This window comes from Aquisalimonas sp. 2447, from assembly GCF_012044895.1.
Taxonomy (GTDB): Bacteria; Pseudomonadota; Gammaproteobacteria; order Nitrococcales; family Aquisalimonadaceae; genus Aquisalimonas.
Map to the genome: position 1 here is coordinate 2,797,169 of NZ_CP050695.1, position 17,532 is coordinate 2,814,700.

Genomic DNA, 17,532 nt, shown 5'->3' on the forward strand with positions numbered 1-17,532 from the left:
ACCAAACGACCGGCCAGCCATGTTTCAGTGTCCCATAAAGCCGCACCACATGCAGAACTGCGGCGTGTCCGCGAATCAGTCATTGCCGAAGAACATGCGCACGGTGTTGATGTCCCGCGTTCGGCCCATGGGCGGGAGACTGTTCAGGAACTGCCTGCCGTAGGGCTTTGCGGTGAGCCGCGGGTCACCGATCATGAGGACACCGAAGTCCTCATGATCGCGGATCAACCGCCCAACGCCCTGGCGTAGGGCAATGACCGCCTGGGGTAGCTGGTAATCGCGGAAAGGATTGCCGCCGTTGCGTTTGAGGTAGTCAATCCGCGCCTGGGTGACCGGATCGGAAGGTGCGGCGAACGGGAGCCGGTCGATGAGCACCGCCGACAGCGCCTCGCCCTTGACATCCACACCCTCCCAGAAGCTGCTGGTTCCGAGAAGCACGCCGTCGCCCGCCGCGCGGAACTGTTCCAGCAAACGGTTCTGGGAGGCGTCGCCCTGGACGAACACAGGGTAAGGCAGATGATCGCGGAACCGATCGGCTGCTTCACGCAGGGCGCGGTGACTGGTAAACAACACGAATGCCCGGCCACCGCTGGCGCGGATCACCTCCTCCGCCCGCTCCAGGAACGCAGCCCCGAAGGCCGGGGTGTTTGGCTCAGGCATACCGGCGGGGGCATACAGCAACGCGTTGTTACGGTAGTCAAAGGGACTGTCCACGGCCAGTGCCGGGGTCTCCTCGGGCAGCCCCAGGCGCCCGCGGAAGTGACCGAAGCCCCCGTTCACCGACAGGGTCGCGGAGGTGAACACCCAGGCGGCGCGATGACGCTGCATCCGGCTCTGGAACTGCTGCCCCACATCCAGCGGCGTCAGGCGCAGGATGAACGACTGCGCATAGGTCTCGTACCACTGCACGAAGGCATCACTGTCGCCGTCGGCGAAGCGATCCAGCAGCGCCACCATGTCCACCGCGCGCCGGTGGCAGTTCTCCAGCCCCCGCCCGCGCTCGGCCAGCGTCTCCAGGATGGCAGTCAGGTCCGCGGTCGCCCGGCGCAGTTCGTCCAGCCCGGCCTGAATCGCCTCCTTGCCGCTGACAACCGCCCAGGCGGCCCGCTGACCGGCTTCCCCCAACAGCAGGCGAAAGTCCATGGCCGCCTTGCGCAGAGCGTCCAGGGCGTCCGGCAGCGCCGGCTGGTCTCCCGCCTCGCGCAGATACTCGGCCTGGCTGTCGCGTACCAGCTCCTGAAACTGGCGGCTACTCACCGCCAGGCCGAAGAACTGCGCAGCCACCTCCGGCAGTTGATGGGCCTCATCCAGGACATAGGCGTCCGGAGTCGGCAGCACTTCGCCGAACCCGCCCTCCTTCAGCGCCATGTCGGCCAGCAACAGGTGGTGGTTGACCACCAGGAGGTCCGCCTCCTGGGCCCGGCGGCGTGCCGTCATGAGGAAGCAGTCGTCGAAGGCCGGGCACTCCTGTCCCAGGCAGTTGTCCGCCGTCGAGGTGGCTCGCGCCCACACCGGTGCGTCGGCGGGGACCTGGTCCAGTTCGGCAATATCGCCGCTGGCCGTCACCGCCGACCAGGCGCGGATCGACCGCAGCTGTTCGTGGGTTTCCGGATGTTCGCCGCGGGCATCCACCTCGGCCTGCTCCATGCGGTAGAGACAAAGGTAATTGCTGCGGCCCTTCAGCAGCGCAGTACGCACCGGCAGGTCCAGCGCCTCCCGCAGCATCGGCAGATCCTTGCGGTAGAGCTGGTCCTGCAGGGTCTTGGTGCCGGTGGAGACGATCACCCGCTTGCCGGAGAGCAGCGCGGGCAGCAGATAGGCGAAGGTCTTGCCGGTGCCGGTGCCCGCCTCCGCCACCAGGTTCTCCCCGGCCTCGATGGCCTGGGCCACGCCGCGGGCCAGGGTCCGCTGCTCATCCCGCGACTGGAAACCGGGCACAATGTCAGCGAGCACGCCATCGGGGCCCAGATGGTGATCAACGTCAGTCACCGCCGGCCTCCTGGAGCCCGGCGGCACGGGATCGGGCAGCCTCGGCGCCATCAGCGTCACCGTTCATGTGCCGGCTGACGGCGATGATCTCCCAGTTGCGTCGCTGCAGCTCGGCATTGCCGTCGGCATGACTCAGGGAGCGCTGGGCGAGCTGCTCTGCCTGGTCATAGGCCTCTTCCCGATAGCGCACGATGGCCAGGTTGTGCCACAGCACGGCGCTATCGGGGGCAATGCGCAGGGCGCGTTCCAGCAGGGCGCCGGCCCGCTCGTGGTCGCCGTCGTTGGAGGCGTCGCGGGCCTCGATCATAAGCCGTTCCACCGCCGCCGTTCCGGGTTCGTCATCCGGCGCGGGAGTGGCCTCTTCACGAGGCTCCGGCCCGGGCGCCCCGGCTTCTTCCGAAGGCTCCTCCAGCACCGCACAGCCGGCGAGAAGGACCACGAGGAACAACAGCAGTAGACGCAGACCCGATCTGTTGCTAGTCACCGAACCACCTTTGCAGAAGGCCGCCACCACCGCCGTTATCATCACCGCTGCGACGACCGCATTCCGTCCACTCTTCGGGGGCGTGATCCACCACATAAGGCAGTTCACGACTGCCACTGCAGGATTGATGGCTGCGCGCCCCGGTGTCCTGGTCAATCCAGAGCGGCTTCACACCCTCCGGGCGCGTCGGCTGAAACCCGCGCACAGCAGTGGCAGACAGCGCATCCGCCCATATCCCCAGTGCGCCGCTGGAACCAGTCAGCCCGATACCCGCATTGTCATCCCGGCCCAGCCACACCACACCCAGCGTGTCCCCGCTGAACCCGGCGAACCAGCTATCCCGGTAATCATTGGTAGTCCCGGTCTTCCCGGCCACCGTCATTCCCGCCGGCAGCGTTGCCCGGGCGTTCCGGCCAGTGCCCTCACGCATGACCTCGCCCAGGGCGTGGTTCAGCAGGTACATCGGTTCCGGGTCCACCACCCGCTCGGTGGACAGGCGGTAGCGTCTCAACGGCTCACCCGCAGCATCCGTAACCGCACGAACGGAGCGCAGCGGCGTACTGAACCCCTGGTTGGCGAATACCTGGTACATGCCGGCCACCTCCATGGGCGAGAGCTCCGCCGTTCCGAGCATGTACGACGGATAGGCGCGCCGCGGTGCGTTCTGTCCCAGGCGCCGCACGAGGCTGGTCACGGCGTTCACGCCGATTTCCTGACCCAGCCGCACGGCGGGTATGTTATACGAGTGGGCGAGCGCGTCCACCAACAGGACATCACCGCGGAACTCGCCGTCGAAATTCCGGGGTGCCCACTCGTTGCCCCGTTCGTCCTCGATGCGCAGCGGCGTGTCGTCAAGCACGCTGCCCAACCCCCATGCCGCAGGTCGCTCCAACGCTGCCAGGTACACGGCGGGCTTGATCAGCGAGCCGATGGGGCGCCGGGCATCCAGTGCGCGGTTGAACCCGGCGAAACCCGGGTCCCTGCCCCCCACCAGCGCGGACACCTCGCCGGCATCGAGATCCAGCATGACCACCGCCGCCTCCAGGGCGTCGCCACTGCGGTCCAGACGGTGGGTTACCGCCTCCTCCGCGGCATGCTGGACAGTGGGTGCCAGCGTCGAGAACACCCGCAGGCCCTCGCTCTGTAGGTCCTCCCGGCGGTAATCCCGTTGCAGGTGGCGCTGCACCAGATCCATGAATGCCGGGTAGTCGTGCCGGGGCTGGCGGCGCTGCTCCAGGACATCCAGCGGCCGCTGCCGGGCGGTGCGGGCGACGTCTGCTTCGATCACACCGGTATCGGCCATGACCCCCAGAACCAGATTCCGCCGCTGCCGGGCACGCTCGGGGTTGCGACGCGGATTGTAATAGCTCGGCCCCTTGATCATGGCCACCAGCAGCGCCTGCTGATCGATGCGCAAGGCGTCCAGCGGCTCGCCGAAGAAGTACTGCGCGGCCAGGCCGAAACCGTGCACGGAGCGGTCGCCGTCCTGGGCGATGAAGACCTCGTTCAGGTAGGTCTCCAGAATGTCGCGCTTGTCGTAGCGCAGTTCCAGCAGCACCGCCATGATGGCTTCGTTGACCTTGCGGGTGAAGGTCTGCTCGCCGGTGAGGAAAAGATTCTTGACCAGTTGCTGGGTGAGGGTGCTGCCACCCTGGACGATGCGCCCCGCACGGATATTGGCCATGGCGGCCCGGGCGATCCCCGACGGCGAGACGCCGAAGTGGCGGTGAAAGCGGCGATCCTCCACCGCCAGCAACGCACCGATCAGTGACACCGGAACGTCATCCAGCTGTACCAGAAGCCGGTCTTCCCGGCGGGTCGGGGCGATGGCACCAATGGTGGCCGGATCCAGCCGTGCGAGGTCCACTGGCTCGCCGGAATCCGGATCCCGCAGGGACTGCAGACGCCCGTCAGCAAAACGCAGCGCCAGAGTGCGAGCAGGCTCCCTACCGTCCCAGTACCCGAACGCCCGGGTGGTGAGCCGGAGGCGATCTCCGTCCTGCGCCCAGGTGCCGGGGCGCTGACCGCCGGCTGCAGGACGGTAGCCGGCGGCATCCAGCTCCGCCAGCAGCCCGTCCCGGGAAAGCGCCAACCCCGGATACAACTCCAGCGGTCGTGCATAGACCGTCGCGGGCACCGACCAGCGCTTGCCTTCAAACTGGCTGCGTACCTGGTAGTCCAACCAGGCGACATAGCCCCCTGCCGCCACCAGCACCAGCCATAGACCGCCGACCAACCATGATCGCAAAGGGTTGCGGCGCCGGGAGCGGGACCGGGATTGTCTGGCGGGCTTGCGCGGCATCGGGCGTTTGCTGGATCCGTGTCAGTCGATAATGGTGCCGGGGCATGGCGCGGGTCAGCGCGCCGGAATGGCGGGACAGGACGCTAGCGCGGGCGCCGGGTCATGGCGAGAGTCCACAGGCCCAGAAGCACGTACGCTCCCAGCGTCCATCCCGGCAGAGTAACGCCCAGCACAGCATGCACTTCAGCGCATTCTCCGGATCCCGCCAGCACCATGGGCACGGTCTCAAGGAACCCAAAGGCGTCGACCATGTAATCGAGCCCGGGGCCACATGCCGGGACATCCTCCGGCGGCAGGCTCTGCAGCCAGAGATGACGCGCCGCGACCGCCACACCGGAAGCCACCACCAGGGTGTTCAACCCCGCGTACACGAAACGCCCCCAACCGGGGCTGCCGTGAAGAAAGCCCACCAGGGCGACCAGAGCCATACCCACAAACACGAGCCGCTGCACCATGCATAGCGGACAGGGCTCCATTCCCGCCACCCACTCAAGCCCGTACGCCCCCGCCAGGATCAGCAGGCAGGCCAGCAGGACCACACCGTGACCAAAGCGCTGGCGCTGGCGCATACGGGTCTCACTTGTCGCAAACATGGAACGCATGGTCGTCACTTCGGCGGCGCATTCGGCGCATAGCGTAACAGACGCACCGCCCCGCAAAAGCGGGCACGTTCCACAAGGATGATTTTGCGACGCGCGGTACGCCGTGGTCGAGTTGACACCGCACGGCGACAACCAGGCTGTGACGAAACTCTCAAGGTTTCGCCGGCAACGCCGTTACTGTAATGAGGAAGCGGCGCAGACCGCAGGACATACCCGATCAGCGAGGAGCGAACAATGCACCTGCCCGTGTTTGGCAGAGGTCCCAGGGAGCGAAAGGATCAGGAACAACCGGCAGGGATGGTAAACGCGGACCTTCTGAGTCGCGTCGCATCGCACACTGATGGTCTCCAGGACACCGTGCGCCGTGTTCAGGAGGACCTTCAGGCGGTCAGCGCCCGGGTGGAGCAGGAAACCGAAGCCTTCCGGGCCTTGCTCGGGCACGGCGAACAACTCGTCGGCACCAACGAGACCACCGAGTCGGCGGCGGGAAGCGCAGGCGGGGCGGCTCGCCGCGCCAGCGGCGCCGTCAGCGACTCCAACCGGACCCTCGGCCGCTCCCTGGACGACATCGCCGCGCTCACGGACACCGTCACCGCCACGGAACAGCAAATGGCGGAACTGGAGTCGGCGCTGGACGGTGTTGACGGTGCCGCCGAGACCATCGCCACCATTGCCAAGCAGACTAACCTGTTGGCCCTGAATGCCACCATCGAGGCCACCCGCGCCGGTGGCCAGGGGCGGGGATTCGCCGTGGTGGCCGAACACGTGAAGGTCCTGGCCAAGCAGGCCGGCGATGCCACCGATGACATTGGCGGCATCCTCGACGAGCTGCGGGAGCAAGCGCGCCACCTGATCTCCGCGGCCAGCGAGTGCAGCAGTATCACCACCACCGTTCGCAGTGGCACCGACACCATGCAGACACTGCTGAACACGGTGGCCGGCGACGTGACCCGGGTGGAGGAGACCTACTCGGAGGTCAACGGTTCCGTGGAAGCCATCGACCGGCAATGCCGCCAAGTGGTCGAGGGTCTGCAGGGCATGGCCGGAGACGTGACCACCGCCCGGGAAGCACTCACGGGAGCAAGAGACCGGGCCGGTGACCTCCAGGGGACTGTCACCCAGCTGAGCACCGCCCGCGCCGGTGACACCGGCATGGAGGAAGCCGTGCAGCAAACGGCGGCGGCCACCGGCGAGCTGGCGGTCCATGTTTCGGACATCGCCGGCGATGCGGCCCGAGTCCAGGAGCGGGTTCACAACGAAACCCAGGTTCTGCAGGAGCTGGGCGGCAGGACTGCGGAACTCGCCGGCGCCACCCAGCAGGTCCATGCCAGCGCGGAAACGGCGCGGGAGACCGCGGACCAGGCGGTGAACGCCATCCATGAAGCCGCACCGGAAGTACGGGAAGCCGTTTCCGGCCTGCAGACCATGACCAGCCAGGTCAAGGATATGACCCAGCGTCTGGGCGCCTTCGAGGAAGCGCTTCAACGCATTCGCAAGGCATCCGGCGGTATCGCGGGAATCGCCAAGCAAACCAACCTCCTGGCAGTGAACGCCAGCATCGAAGCCGCGCGCAGCGGTAGCGCCGGCCAGGGATTCGGGGTTGTGGCAGAGCAGATCGGCACGCTGGCGGGCCAGACGGCGGAGGCAACTCAGGATATAGAACGCACCCTCCAGGGTCTGTCCGCAAGCACCCAGGCGCTGGTTCACCGTGGCCGCGACGGCAGCCAACGTGCGGCACAGGTGGACGAGGACAGCCGCCATATCAACGGCATTCTCGACACCATGGAGGAAGCCATCGCGTCCGTACGCGACGAATCAGCACGCATACGCGATGCGGCAACGGCCATGGAAGCGACCGGCAACCAGGTGAACAGCGGCCTGGAGGATCTGCAGCAGCAGGTGAACCACTCAGCCACGGACCTGGACAACACCAACCAGCACCTGGATGACCTCCTGCGCGCAGCCGAGACACTGCTGAACGTGTGCAACAGCACCGGCGCGGACACGACCGACCGGCCATTCATCGCGCATGCCCAGGCCGGCGCCAGGGCAATTGGCTCGGCACTGGAGCAGGCCATCGCCGAAGGCCGGCTCAGTGAGAGCGACGTCTTCGACCGGGACTACGTCCCGGTGCCGGACACCGACCCCCAGCAGTACACCACGCGCTTCGTGGAAATTACCGACGACGTCTTTCCGCCCATCCAGGAAGGCATTCTGGAAGCCCACGAGAAGATCATTTCCTGCTGCTGCACCGATGACCAGGGCTACATCGGCACCCACAACCTGCACACGTCGAAACCGCAGCGCCTCAACGAGCCGGACTGGAACCGGGCCAACTCCCGCCATCGCCAGATCTACGGCGATCGCGTCGGCCAGGCCGCGGCGAAGAACCGCGAGCCGTTCCTGTTACAGGCCTACCGGCGCAACATGGGGGAGAAGATCGTGCTGACCCGCGACACCTCGGCGCCCATTTACGTAAACGGCCGTCACTGGGGGGCGTGCCGGGTCATCCATCTGCCGTAGCCAGGGAAGAGCTGCGCAACTCGCGCGCCTCCGGCCGATTCCGGCAGGCTACTCGACCTCAGTGCTGGCCGCGCCGTCCTCGCCGTCGCCGGCCAGTGCCGCCTCCAGCGACGCCCAGGCAAGCCGCGCACACTTGACCCGGGAGGGAAACCGGCGCACGCCACGGAGCGGTTCCAGCCCCGCGGGGAGATCATCCTCGTCCTGACCGTTCATCACCGCACCGAACCGGGCGGCAATCGCTTTGGCCTCGTCCACGGGGCGGCCCTGAAGCGTTTCGGTCAGGAGAGATGCCGACGCGGTGGCAATGGCGCAGCTCTCGCCCTGGAAGCCGATGGCATGGATGAACCCGTCGCGCACGTCCAGGGTCAGTTCGATGCTGTCGCCGCACAGGGGATTGTAGCCGTGGCCGCGATGGGTCGCCGGGTCCACGGCCACGTAGTTCCGCGGGTTGCGGTTGTGTTCCAGAACCACGTCCTGGTAAAGCTGGAAGAGATCGTCGGCCATTCAGGCGAACAGTCGCCGGACCTTGTCGATGGAGGCCACCAGCTGATCCACCTCCGCCCGGGTGTTGTAGACGCCGAAAGACGCCCGCGCGGTGGCCGGAACGCCATAGCGCTGCATCACCGGCTGAGCGCAGTGGTGCCCCGAACGGATGGCCACCCCGTCATTGTCCAGGATGGTGCCGATATCATGGGGATGTGCCTCGTCCATGACGAAGGACAACGCCGCCGCCTTGCGCCGGGCGTTGCCGATGATCCGCACGCCCTCCATGACACTCACCTGCTCGTGGGCATAGGCGAGCAGATCCGCCTCGTGGGCTGCGACCTTGTCCAGCCCCAGCCCCATCAGCCACTCGATGCCGGCACCCATGCCGATGACGCCGGCGATGTTCGGCGTGCCCGCCTCGAACCGCTGCGGCGGTTCGGCGAACTCCGAGCGCTCGAAGGTGACGGTCTTGATCATGTCACCGCCGCCGTGCCAAGGCGGCATGGCAGCCAGCAGATCGTACCGACCCCACAGCACCCCGACGCCGCTGGGACCATAGGTCTTGTGCCCGGAGAAGACGAAGAAATCGCAGCCCAGGGCCTGCACGTCCACCGGCATGTGGGGCGCCGACTGGGCACCGTCCACCAGCACGGGCACATCCCGGGCGTGGGCCAGTTCCACGATCTCTCCCACCGGGTTGATGGTACCCAGGGCATTGGAGACGTGGATCACGCTGACCAGCCTGGTGCGCTCGTTGATGCGTGACGCCACATCGTCCAGGTCCAGTTCGCCAGCGTCGGAGAACGGCACCACCACCAGCTTCGCGCCCGTGGCATCGCAGAGCAGTTGCCACGGCACGATGTTGGAGTGGTGCTCCATGCCGGTGATCAGGATCTCGTCGCCGGCCTTGAGCCGCGGACGCAGGAAGCTGTTGGCCACCAGGTTGATGCCCTCGGTGGTGCCGCGGGTGAATACCACCTCGTCTTCCGAGGGGGCATTGAGGAACCGTTTCACCGTGCCACGCACCGCCTCGAAGGCGGTGGTGGAGCGTTGCGAGAGCTCATGGACGCCCCGGTGGATGTTGGCGTAATAACGGCGATAGCAGTTGCTCTCGGCGTCGATCACCACGTCGGGCTTCTGCGCCGTGGCGCCGTTGTCCAGATAGACCAGCGGCTTGCCGTTGATCTCCTGGTGCAGAATCGGGAACTGGGCGCGGATGGCCTCCACGTCCAGCGCCGACGCCATATTCACCACCGGGTCGAGCTGACTCATAACAGTTTCCTCACCGCCTCCTCACCGGGCAGCAGCGACAGCAACGCCTCCCGCTCATACGCCTGCAGCGACGGCAGCGCCATGTTGTCCAGCATTTCGTTGGCGAACGCGAAGGTTAGCACGCCCCGGGCCTCTTCGTCGGAGACGCCGCGGGTGCGCATGTAGAACACCGCGTGCTCATCCAGCTGACCCACGGTGGACCCATGGCCACACTTGACGTCGTCGGCATAGATCTCCAGCCGCGGGTTGGAGTGGGCAATGCCCTTGGGGCTGAGCAGCAGGTTGCGGTTCTCCTGGCCCGCATCGGTCTTCTGCGCGCCCTTGGCCACCTGGATCAGGCCGTCGAACACGGATTCCGACTTGCCCTCCAGAACCCCCTTGACCAGCTGGTCGCTGGTGCAGTGATCGGCGTTGTGGCGCACCCAGGTGTGGATGTCCGAGAACTGGCCGTGGCGCACCAGGTACAGGCCATTGAGGGTGGCGTTGGCGCCCGGACCGTCCAGGTTGACGTAGAAGTCCGTCCGCAACCGCTGCCCGCCTGCATGCACTGCATGAGCGTGCAGCTGCGAATCGCGATCGAGAGTGGTGTGGATCACCCCCAGGTGCGAGCCCTTGTCGCCCTCGCTGGCGTAATGGAACAGGTTGACCACGCTGTTGGCGTCGGCCACCACCTCGGTCACCGGGGCGGTCAGGTAGGCAGCGCCGTCGCTGCCCTCGTGCCGCTGCACGACAGTGAACTCGGAGCTGGTGGCGGCGTGGATGAGCACTCGCGGCCAGGCCGCTACGCCGGTGGACTCCGCCGTCATGACGCTGACCAGCTCCAAAGGCTGCTCAGGGGCAGCACCGCTGACCACTTCAATCACCACGCCCTGAGTCGCAAACGCGGTGTTCAGTGCCAGGAAGGGATGCGGCTCCGCGTCCGCGTGGCGCGCCAGATGCTGCTCGGCGACGCCGCCTTCTTCTTCCAGGGCCGCGGCCAGGGTGCGCACGCGCACACCGTCGGGAAGCCGCTCCAACTCAGACCGCCCGGTGTCCAGCACACCGTCCACCATGACAATGCGCACGGCATCTTCCACCACCGCAAGATTGGCGGCGGCCTCACTGCTGAGGGTGCCTGGCGACTGGGCTGGCCGGAAGTGGTCCTGGGTGACGTTGCCCAGGCGCGTCTGCTTCCAGGCTTCTACCTTGCGCCCGGGGAAACCGGCCGCCTCGAACCGCTGCATGGCCGCTTCACGGCGCGTTGCCCACCAGGCCGGCTCCGCCGAGCGATCGCGGGCCTGGAAATCCTGCAGGTAGACACTGCTCTGCTCTGCTACAGCTTCCATCATGTACCCCGTTGGTCGGCGTGGGCTCAAGCCGCGCTATCTTCTTCAAACAGCGCGTAACCGGACTCTTCCAGCTCCTCGGCAAGCTCCTTGCCACCCGACTTGACGATGCGGCCGTCCACCATCACGTGCACAGTGTCTGGCACGATGTGATTCAACAGGCGCTGATAGTGGGTGATCAACAGAAACCCGCGCTCCTGGGATCGCAGGGCGTTGACCCCGTGGGAAACAGTGCGCAGCGCATCGATGTCCAGGCCGGAGTCGGTCTCGTCCAGGATCGCCAGGCGCGGTTCCAGCACCGCCATCTGGAAGATCTCGTTGCGCTTCTTCTCACCGCCGGAGAAACCGGAGTTCACGGGACGCTTGAGCAGCGCTTCATCCATCTGCACCAGTTCCATGCGCTCACGCACGTGGCGCAGGAACTGTGCAGCATCCACTTCCGGCTCGCCGCGGTGCTTGCGCACGGCATTGGCCGCGGCGCGCAGGAAGTAGGTGTTGGAGACACCCGGGATCTCCACCGGGTACTGGAACCCCAGGAACAGCCCCTCGCGGGCCCGCTCCTCCGGTTCCATCTCCAGCACGTCCTTGCCGTCCAGCAGGACTTCACCCTGGGTGACCTCGTAGGCGGCGTCACCGGCGATGACCTTCGCCAGGGTGCTCTTGCCGGAGCCATTGGGCCCCATGATGGCGTGCACCTGCCCCACTTCCAGGGTCAGATTGATGCCCTTGAGGATTTCCTCGCCTTCGATCTCGGCGTGCAGGTTGCGAATCTCAAGCAATGCCATTGTCCAGACTCCAGATTCCTGTTGTATCCAGTCGGGCCCGACACCTCCGGGCGCCGGGCCGGTTCGATTCGTGTTGCCGGATCAGCCGACGCTGTCTTCCAGCGTGACCTCCAGCAGCTTCTGCGCCTCCACGGCGAACTCCATGGGCAGCGTACGGAAGACATCCTTGCAGAAGCCGTTGACGATCAGCGATACCGCTTCCTCGGCACCGATGCCGCGCTGCTGGCAGTAGAACATCTGCTCTTCGCTGATCTTGGAGGTGGTGGCCTCGTGCTCCACCTGGGCGCCCGGATGCTGAATGTCGATGTACGGGATGGTGTGGGCCCCGCACTGGTCGCCGATGAGCATCGAGTCGCACTGGGAGTAGTTGCGCGCATCCACCGCCGTAGGCGCCACCCGCACCAGGCCGCGGTAGGTCTGATCCGCTTCGCCGGCGGAGATGCCCTTGGCGACGATGGTGCTGCGGGTGTTCTTGCCCATGTGGATCATCTTGGTGCCGGTATCGGCCTGCTGCCGGTTCCGGGTCACCGCCACGGAGTAGAACTCGCCCACGGAGTCGTCGCCCTTGAGCACGCAGCTCGGGTACTTCCAGGTGATGGCCGAGCCGGTCTCCACCTGCGTCCAGGCGATCTTCGAGCGCTTGCCGGCACACAGCCCGCGCTTGGTCACGAAGTTGTAGATGCCGCCGACGCCGTTCTCGTCCCCCGGATACCAGTTCTGCACCGTGGAGTACTTGATGTCGGCGTCATCCAGGGCAACCAGCTCCACCACCGCGGCATGCAGCTGGTTCTCGTCACGCATGGGTGCGGTACAGCCTTCCAGGTAGGAGACCGACGCGCCCTCTTCGGCGATGATCAGCGTGCGCTCGAACTGCCCGGTGTGGTTGGCGTTGATGCGGAAGTACGTGGACAGCTCCATGGGGCACTTCACGCCCTTGGGGATGTACACGAACGAACCATCGGAGAACACCGCCGAGTTCAGCGCGGCGAAGAAGTTGTCCTTGCGCGGCACCACGGTACCCAGGTACTTCTGCACCAGCTCCGGGTGATCATGGATGGCCTCCGACATGGAGCAGAAGATGATGCCCTGCTCCTTGAGCTTCTTCTGGTAGGTGGTACCGACGGACACGGAGTCGAAGACGGCGTCCACCGCCACCTCCGGCTTCTCGCCCTCGGGGCGCTCGACACCCAGAAGCGCCTCGCGCTCGTGCATGGGAATACCGAGCTTCTCGTAGGTCTCGAGCAGCTTCGGATCCACCTCATCCAGGCTCTGGGGCTTCGCCTTGGGCGCCGCGTAATAGGAGATGGCCTGGAAGTCGATGGGCGGGAAGCGCACCTTCTGCCAGTTGGGATGCTCCATCTCCAGCCAACCGCGGTAGGCCTCCAGCCGCCACTCCAGCATCCACTCCGGCTCCTCCTTCTTGGCGGAGATGAAGCGGACGATGTCTTCGTTCAGACCCGGCGGGGCGTACTCCTGCTCGATGTCGGTAACGAAGCCGTACTCGTAGCCCTTCTTGGTAACCTGCTCGATGGTTTCATTGCTTGCAGACATTGACACGCTCCGCTCAGCTGACTGCCGTTTTGACCCGTATGTCGATGCCGCGGAGGCTGGGATGCTCCGGCGGCAGCGGTTGACTCATGTCCTTGATGCTCACGCCTTCCAGCGCCTGGTAGAAGGCTTCATTGATGCGCGCCCAGTTACTGCTCACTTCGCAGTACGGACTGTACTGGCATGCAGCACCACCGCCCTCGATACAGTCGGTGAGCGCGATGGGCCCTTCGATGGCCCGCAGCACATCGGCCAGGGAGATTTCCTCCGCCGGCCGTGCCAGACTGTACCCGCCCCTGGAGCCGCGGTGCGACGCGAGCACTTCGGAGCGCACCAGCTGCTTCAGGATCTTGCTGACGATGGCCTGCGGCAGACCGCGCTGCTCGGCAAGCCAGGCCGCGCTGAACCGATCCTCGCGCTCGGTGGCCATGAGCCCGAGGATGGCGGTTGCATAATCCGTTTCGCGGTTGATCCGTATCATGGTTAGACTCAGTCTACACTAAACAGGACCTTTTTGGTACACATTCATTATCACCCGGGCCGAGACCGGGGTGCAAAGGGGAGAGTCAACGGCGTGCGCGAACGGTTGTGGATCACTGCTCACCCGGGCGTGCTGATGGCGGCAATCGCCCTGCTGGCGCTCCCCGGGGGCACCGCCCTCGCCACCCCCGGAGACTTCTGGGAAGTCCGGCAGTATTCCACCAACCTGCGTACGGGCCCCGGCACGGATCACGGCATATACACCCAGCGCGGCCGCGGCGACGTGGTCATGGAACTGCGCCGCGAGGGCGACTGGCTGAAAGTCGCCATCGACGCCGACGGCCGCTCGGCGTGGGTCCATGAGCGGCTGCTGGAGCAGATCACCGCGGAACCCGGCGAGGCGGCCCCGGCACCGAACTTCGACAATTTTACCAGCCTGTTCGACCCCCAGGATCCCGGCAACCAGTTCGGTGTGCCCGTGTATTTCCGTGAACCTGTGCATCTGGAATACGGCGTCCTGCGGGTGGATGCCCAGGACGGCTTTCTCGAACTGGACGCCGACACCCGCGAAAGCCACCTGCACAGCCTGCTGCGTCTGTGGTCCACAGCGGACAACTCCGGTGTTCCGGTGACCGTTATCGTGCGGGACCCCAACACCGGGGAGCACCGCTACATCCGCAGCGACCTCCGCGGCGATCACGTCATCGGCGGCTCAGGCGAATAACCACAGGCACACCGCCACCGCAGCGATCACCGCCACCACGTCCGCCGTCAGCGCCGCCGCCAGGGTATGGCGGATCCGGCGAATCTGCACCGCCCCGAAGTACACCGCGATGACATAGAAGGTGGTCTCCGTGGAACCCTGCAGGGTGGTCACAAGCATGCCGGTGTAGCTGTCGGGCCCCACCGCCGGATCATTGATGATGGATGCCATGACACCGTAGGCCCCGGACCCGGACAGCGGCCGCAGCAGCGCCATGGGCAGGGCCTCCGCCGGCAGACCGAACTGCGCGGTGAAGCCGCCGATCCAGTGCACCATGGCCTCCATGGCGCCGCTGGCCCGGAGCATGCCCACTGCCACGAGGATGGCCACCAGGTAGGGAATGATACGCACCGCCACCTGGAACCCCTCCTTGGCCCCTTCCACGAAGACCTCGTAGATACGGACCCCGCGGATCACCCCGTAGAGCAGAAAGAACACGATCAGGCCCGGGATGATCCAGGGCGCGATCACCCGCCCGTAGACGATGCTCAGCGGGATCAAGCTCAGCAGGCCAGCCAGGAACAGGTAGGACACCCACACCGGGTAGCCCGTCTGCGATGCCTCGGCCGCCTCGGCCATGGCGGGCTCCTGCTCCTGTTCCTCCGCCGCGGCGTCCGCTGTCACCTCCTCCGCGCCCCGGATTGCGTGGGGCACAGGATCCGGTGCCGGCACGGCGCTCAGGCGCTGGTAAGTCTTGGCGGCAATGACGGCGGCCACGGTGGCACAGGCGGTGGCGAACAGCGTCGACGGCAGGATGGCGGCAGGTTCAACGGACCCGGACGCCGCCCGCAGGGCGATGACGCCGGTGGGCAGTAGCGTGATGCTGGAGGTGTTGATGGCCAGGAACAGCGCCATGCTGTTGGTGGCGGTGCCCTTGTGCGGGTTGAGCTTGTCCAGCTCCTGCATGGCGCGGATGCCGAAAGGCGTCGCGGCGTTACCCAGGCCCAGGGCATTGGCCGACATGTTCAGTATCATGGCGCCCATGGCCGGGTGGTCCGGGGGCACATCCGGGAACAGGCGCGTCATCAGCGGCCGGATCAGGCGGGCGAGCACGGTGAGCATGCCGCCGGCCTCGGCCACTTTCATCAGCCCCAGGAACAGCGTCATCACACCGATCAGGCCGATGGCCAGCTCCACCGCACCACCGGCGGATTCCACCACCGCCTCGGAGAGCTCGGCCATGGGCGTGGTGGTCTCGGGGTCGTCGGGGTCGTCCGGCGAACGGTTGATCTGATGCCACGCGGCAGTGACGAACGCCACCAGCACGATCAACAGGAAAACGACATTCATGGGCCCACTCGGCCTCCGTGGCGGCGGGCCTGGCCGGCCCCATCGGCGTCAAGCGATGAAGGGTCAGCGCTACGGTGGCACCGCGTCAAGCAGGCATTCCGACGGCGATGACACCGGGGGTGGACCTGTGCCGGCTCTCGCGCCATGCTATCGCGCCGCACTCATCCCTATGGAGGTTCACGCATGACCCGCGTGACGGGCTTTATCGTCTTCGCCGCCGCTGTGATCACGGCGCTCATCTTCGTCATCCTCGCCAGTTTCAACCGCATGCCGGAGCCTTACGCCAGCTGCGTCGACACTCACCGGGATCGCCCGGACGTCGCCCTGGAGGGGAGCTACGATACGGACCTGGTCCTGGACGAGGACGCCTCCAGCGTCGAGGAAGGCAGCCATGACGGCATCGGCTTCCGCATCATTGTCGCCGATGTGGCCCCCGCGTCACGCGCCGCGGGTCCGGGTGTCACCCTGACCTGCTACGAAGTGGACGGCCATGGCAGCCTGCTGTTGGACGAGGAGACCTTCCGGGACATGGTGGGGATGTAGGCCTAGTGTCCTACGCCTCACCCAATGACCGGAACGCGCGACGGAGTTCGTCGGTGGAACGCACGCCCTCCAGAATCCGATGAACCTCGCCGGAGCCGTCGAACAGCACCAGGGTCACGTGCGAGACGTCGTGTTCCCGCGCAAACCGTCTGCCTTCACTTGAGTCAATATCGACAACGCGGAAATCCATGCGATCGCTGAATTCCGGATAGGCGCTCTCCACGTTGCTCAGCAGGCGACGACACGTCGGACAACCGTGGTCGTGAACCTGCACGATCACCGGCTTCCCGTCGCCAATCACGCTGATGTCCGCACGCGCCTCCCTGGAACCCCATTCCATGCCCAACCAGATTGCCGGGATGCTCAGCACCGCGAGCCCGAGGAAACCCTGAATCCCTCCTGACAGCGCTGTTCCGGCGCAACCGCAATAGTTGCGGTCAATGTGTCACCAGGGCAGTCACATTTCCCTGGAAACCGTACAAGCATGACGCCTCCGAACTGCGTGCAGTCCTCTCCAAGAGGTGTCCCATGGGCAGCGAAGACAGCAAGCGCCGTGAACTGGCCAGAACCCTGGCGAAAGGTTTGGCGTACTCAGCGCCACTGATCGTGGCCGTTTCGCCGGCGTCGCCTCGGTGCACGCCATACTCGGCGATGCCACCGGCGCTGGCCGCGGCCATTACATGGCCGAAGCCGAGGGTGAAGGCCGAAGGGGAGGCTGAGAGCCGTTGAGGAAGCGCTGCTCAGCCCCGCAGGGCGCTTCCTTGACACTGCAGGAATAACATCTCCCCGGGATGCCCGGGGAGATGTGCGGTGCGTCGGCGATCAGGCTTCGCCTTCGGCTTCTCCCTCGCCCTCGCCTTCACCCTCGCCTGCGCCTTCACCCTCGGCTTCAGCGACGACGATCTGGTCCGTCTGCTCGACGTCCGCAGCACCGAGTTCGGCGGGGCTGGTCTCGCTGGCCACCGCCTGGCCTGCGCCATACGCGGCAACAAGCATCAGCGGCGCAGAATAGATCAGCCCGCGGGCGAGGGTTCCCTTCAAGGTCTGACGACTGTCTTTTGACTGTGACATTCACTCCTCCTTCGGTTGCATCACGGCACATCGTACCGTCGCACGCCGCAAAGACGGCGTCATTAGAGT

The 17,532-nt window shown here is 66.0% G+C and carries 16 protein-coding genes; 3 read left to right on the forward strand and 13 right to left on the reverse strand.

The annotated features are described in order from the left end of the window. Positions 1–75 precede the first annotated feature (75 nt). The 4 genes from KU884_RS13265 to KU884_RS13280 form a co-directional block, all read right to left on the reverse strand. The gene (locus KU884_RS13265; RefSeq protein ID WP_167783061.1) at positions 76–1,989 is read right to left on the reverse strand and encodes an ATP-dependent DNA helicase; all 1,914 of its coding nucleotides are present in this window, start codon (positions 1,987–1,989) and stop codon (positions 76–78) included. Continuing rightward, on the reverse strand, positions 1,982–2,473 hold the full coding sequence (locus KU884_RS13270) for a tetratricopeptide repeat protein (RefSeq protein ID WP_167783062.1): 492 nt from the start codon (positions 2,471–2,473) through the stop codon (positions 1,982–1,984). Before KU884_RS13270 ends, KU884_RS13265 begins: the two co-directional genes overlap by 8 nt. Further along, a complete protein-coding gene (mrcB, locus tag KU884_RS13275; protein ID WP_167783063.1) occupies positions 2,466–4,709 on the reverse strand; it encodes a penicillin-binding protein 1B in 2,244 nt (747 codons plus the stop codon). The genes KU884_RS13270 and mrcB overlap by 8 nt, the downstream gene beginning before the upstream one ends. 149 nt (positions 4,710–4,858) lie before the next feature. Next, on the reverse strand, positions 4,859–5,377 hold the full coding sequence (locus tag KU884_RS13280) for a disulfide bond formation protein B (RefSeq protein ID WP_254432060.1): 519 nt from the start codon (positions 5,375–5,377) through the stop codon (positions 4,859–4,861). 297 nt (positions 5,378–5,674) lie between these two features. Between KU884_RS13280 and KU884_RS13285 the strand changes: the two genes are divergently transcribed. After that, complete coding sequence (locus KU884_RS13285; protein WP_167783064.1) at positions 5,675–7,900, forward strand: methyl-accepting chemotaxis protein; 2,226 nt, start codon at positions 5,675–5,677, stop codon at positions 7,898–7,900. Between the two features lie 48 nt (positions 7,901–7,948). On the opposite strand, the gene sufU is transcribed toward KU884_RS13285, so the two are convergent. The 6 genes from sufU to KU884_RS13315 form a co-directional block, all read right to left on the reverse strand. Beyond that, the gene (sufU, locus tag KU884_RS13290; RefSeq protein WP_167783065.1) at positions 7,949–8,404 is read right to left on the reverse strand and encodes a Fe-S cluster assembly sulfur transfer protein SufU; all 456 of its coding nucleotides are present in this window, start codon (positions 8,402–8,404) and stop codon (positions 7,949–7,951) included. Then, positions 8,405–9,658 carry a cysteine desulfurase gene (locus tag KU884_RS13295; protein ID WP_305793262.1) on the reverse strand — a complete coding sequence of 418 codons (1,254 nt, stop codon included), beginning with the start codon at positions 9,656–9,658 and terminating at the stop codon, positions 8,405–8,407. Continuing rightward, entirely contained in the window at positions 9,655–10,986 is a 1,332-nt protein-coding gene (gene sufD, locus KU884_RS13300) for a Fe-S cluster assembly protein SufD (RefSeq protein ID WP_167783066.1), read from the reverse strand. Before sufD ends, KU884_RS13295 begins: the two co-directional genes overlap by 4 nt. A gap of 23 nt (positions 10,987–11,009) precedes the next feature. Continuing rightward, complete coding sequence (sufC, locus tag KU884_RS13305) at positions 11,010–11,762, reverse strand: Fe-S cluster assembly ATPase SufC (protein ID WP_217351505.1); 753 nt, start codon at positions 11,760–11,762, stop codon at positions 11,010–11,012. Positions 11,763–11,849: 87 nt separating this feature from the next. Then, entirely contained in the window at positions 11,850–13,319 is a 1,470-nt protein-coding gene (gene sufB / locus KU884_RS13310) for a Fe-S cluster assembly protein SufB (RefSeq protein ID WP_167783068.1), read from the reverse strand. 13 nt (positions 13,320–13,332) lie between these two features. Continuing rightward, the gene (locus tag KU884_RS13315; RefSeq protein WP_167783069.1) at positions 13,333–13,797 is read right to left on the reverse strand and encodes an SUF system Fe-S cluster assembly regulator; all 465 of its coding nucleotides are present in this window, start codon (positions 13,795–13,797) and stop codon (positions 13,333–13,335) included. A gap of 93 nt (positions 13,798–13,890) precedes the next feature. On the opposite strand from KU884_RS13315, the gene KU884_RS13320 reads away from it, so the two are divergent. After that, entirely contained in the window at positions 13,891–14,520 is a 630-nt protein-coding gene (locus KU884_RS13320; protein ID WP_167783070.1) for an SH3 domain-containing protein, read from the forward strand. Here the strand turns inward: KU884_RS13320 and KU884_RS13325 are convergent. Next, positions 14,509–15,849, reverse strand: a complete 1,341-nt coding sequence (locus KU884_RS13325) for a nucleoside recognition domain-containing protein (protein ID WP_167783071.1) — start codon at positions 15,847–15,849, stop codon at positions 14,509–14,511. The genes KU884_RS13320 and KU884_RS13325 overlap by 12 nt on opposite strands. 183 nt (positions 15,850–16,032) lie before the next feature. Between KU884_RS13325 and KU884_RS13330 the strand changes: the two genes are divergently transcribed. Continuing rightward, the gene (locus KU884_RS13330) at positions 16,033–16,392 is read left to right on the forward strand and encodes a hypothetical protein (protein ID WP_167783072.1); all 360 of its coding nucleotides are present in this window, start codon (positions 16,033–16,035) and stop codon (positions 16,390–16,392) included. A 10-nt stretch (positions 16,393–16,402) separates the two neighbouring features. Here KU884_RS13330 and KU884_RS13335 read toward each other — a convergent pair whose 3' ends face one another. Both KU884_RS13335 and KU884_RS13340 read right to left on the reverse strand, forming a co-directional pair. Continuing rightward, positions 16,403–16,732: a thioredoxin family protein gene (locus tag KU884_RS13335; RefSeq protein WP_167783073.1), complete on the reverse strand. Its 330-nt coding sequence runs from the start codon at positions 16,730–16,732 to the stop codon at positions 16,403–16,405. A 482-nt stretch (positions 16,733–17,214) separates the two neighbouring features. Further along, positions 17,215–17,463: a hypothetical protein gene (locus KU884_RS13340; RefSeq protein WP_167783074.1), complete on the reverse strand. Its 249-nt coding sequence runs from the start codon at positions 17,461–17,463 to the stop codon at positions 17,215–17,217. Positions 17,464–17,532: the final 69 nt, after the last annotated feature.

Coding starts and splice junctions, on each gene's coding strand:
- KU884_RS13280 (WP_254432060.1), bottom strand. CDS start 5,377: ATGCGTTCCATGTTTGCGACAAGTGAGACCCGTATGCGCCAGCGCCAG.
- KU884_RS13285 (WP_167783064.1), top strand. CDS start 5,675: ATGGTAAACGCGGACCTTCTGAGTCGCGTCGCATCGCACACTGATGGT.
- sufU (WP_167783065.1), bottom strand. CDS start 8,404: ATGGCCGACGATCTCTTCCAGCTTTACCAGGACGTGGTTCTGGAACAC.
- KU884_RS13295 (WP_305793262.1), bottom strand. CDS start 9,658: ATGAGTCAGCTCGACCCGGTGGTGAATATGGCGTCGGCGCTGGACGTG.
- sufD (WP_167783066.1), bottom strand. CDS start 10,986: ATGATGGAAGCTGTAGCAGAGCAGAGCAGTGTCTACCTGCAGGATTTC.
- sufB (WP_167783068.1), bottom strand. CDS start 13,319: ATGTCTGCAAGCAATGAAACCATCGAGCAGGTTACCAAGAAGGGCTAC.
- KU884_RS13315 (WP_167783069.1), bottom strand. CDS start 13,797: ATGATACGGATCAACCGCGAAACGGATTATGCAACCGCCATCCTCGGG.
- KU884_RS13325 (WP_167783071.1), bottom strand. CDS start 15,849: ATGAATGTCGTTTTCCTGTTGATCGTGCTGGTGGCGTTCGTCACTGCC.
- KU884_RS13330 (WP_167783072.1), top strand. CDS start 16,033: ATGACCCGCGTGACGGGCTTTATCGTCTTCGCCGCCGCTGTGATCACG.
- KU884_RS13335 (WP_167783073.1), bottom strand. CDS start 16,732: ATGGAATGGGGTTCCAGGGAGGCGCGTGCGGACATCAGCGTGATTGGC.
- KU884_RS13340 (WP_167783074.1), bottom strand. CDS start 17,463: ATGTCACAGTCAAAAGACAGTCGTCAGACCTTGAAGGGAACCCTCGCC.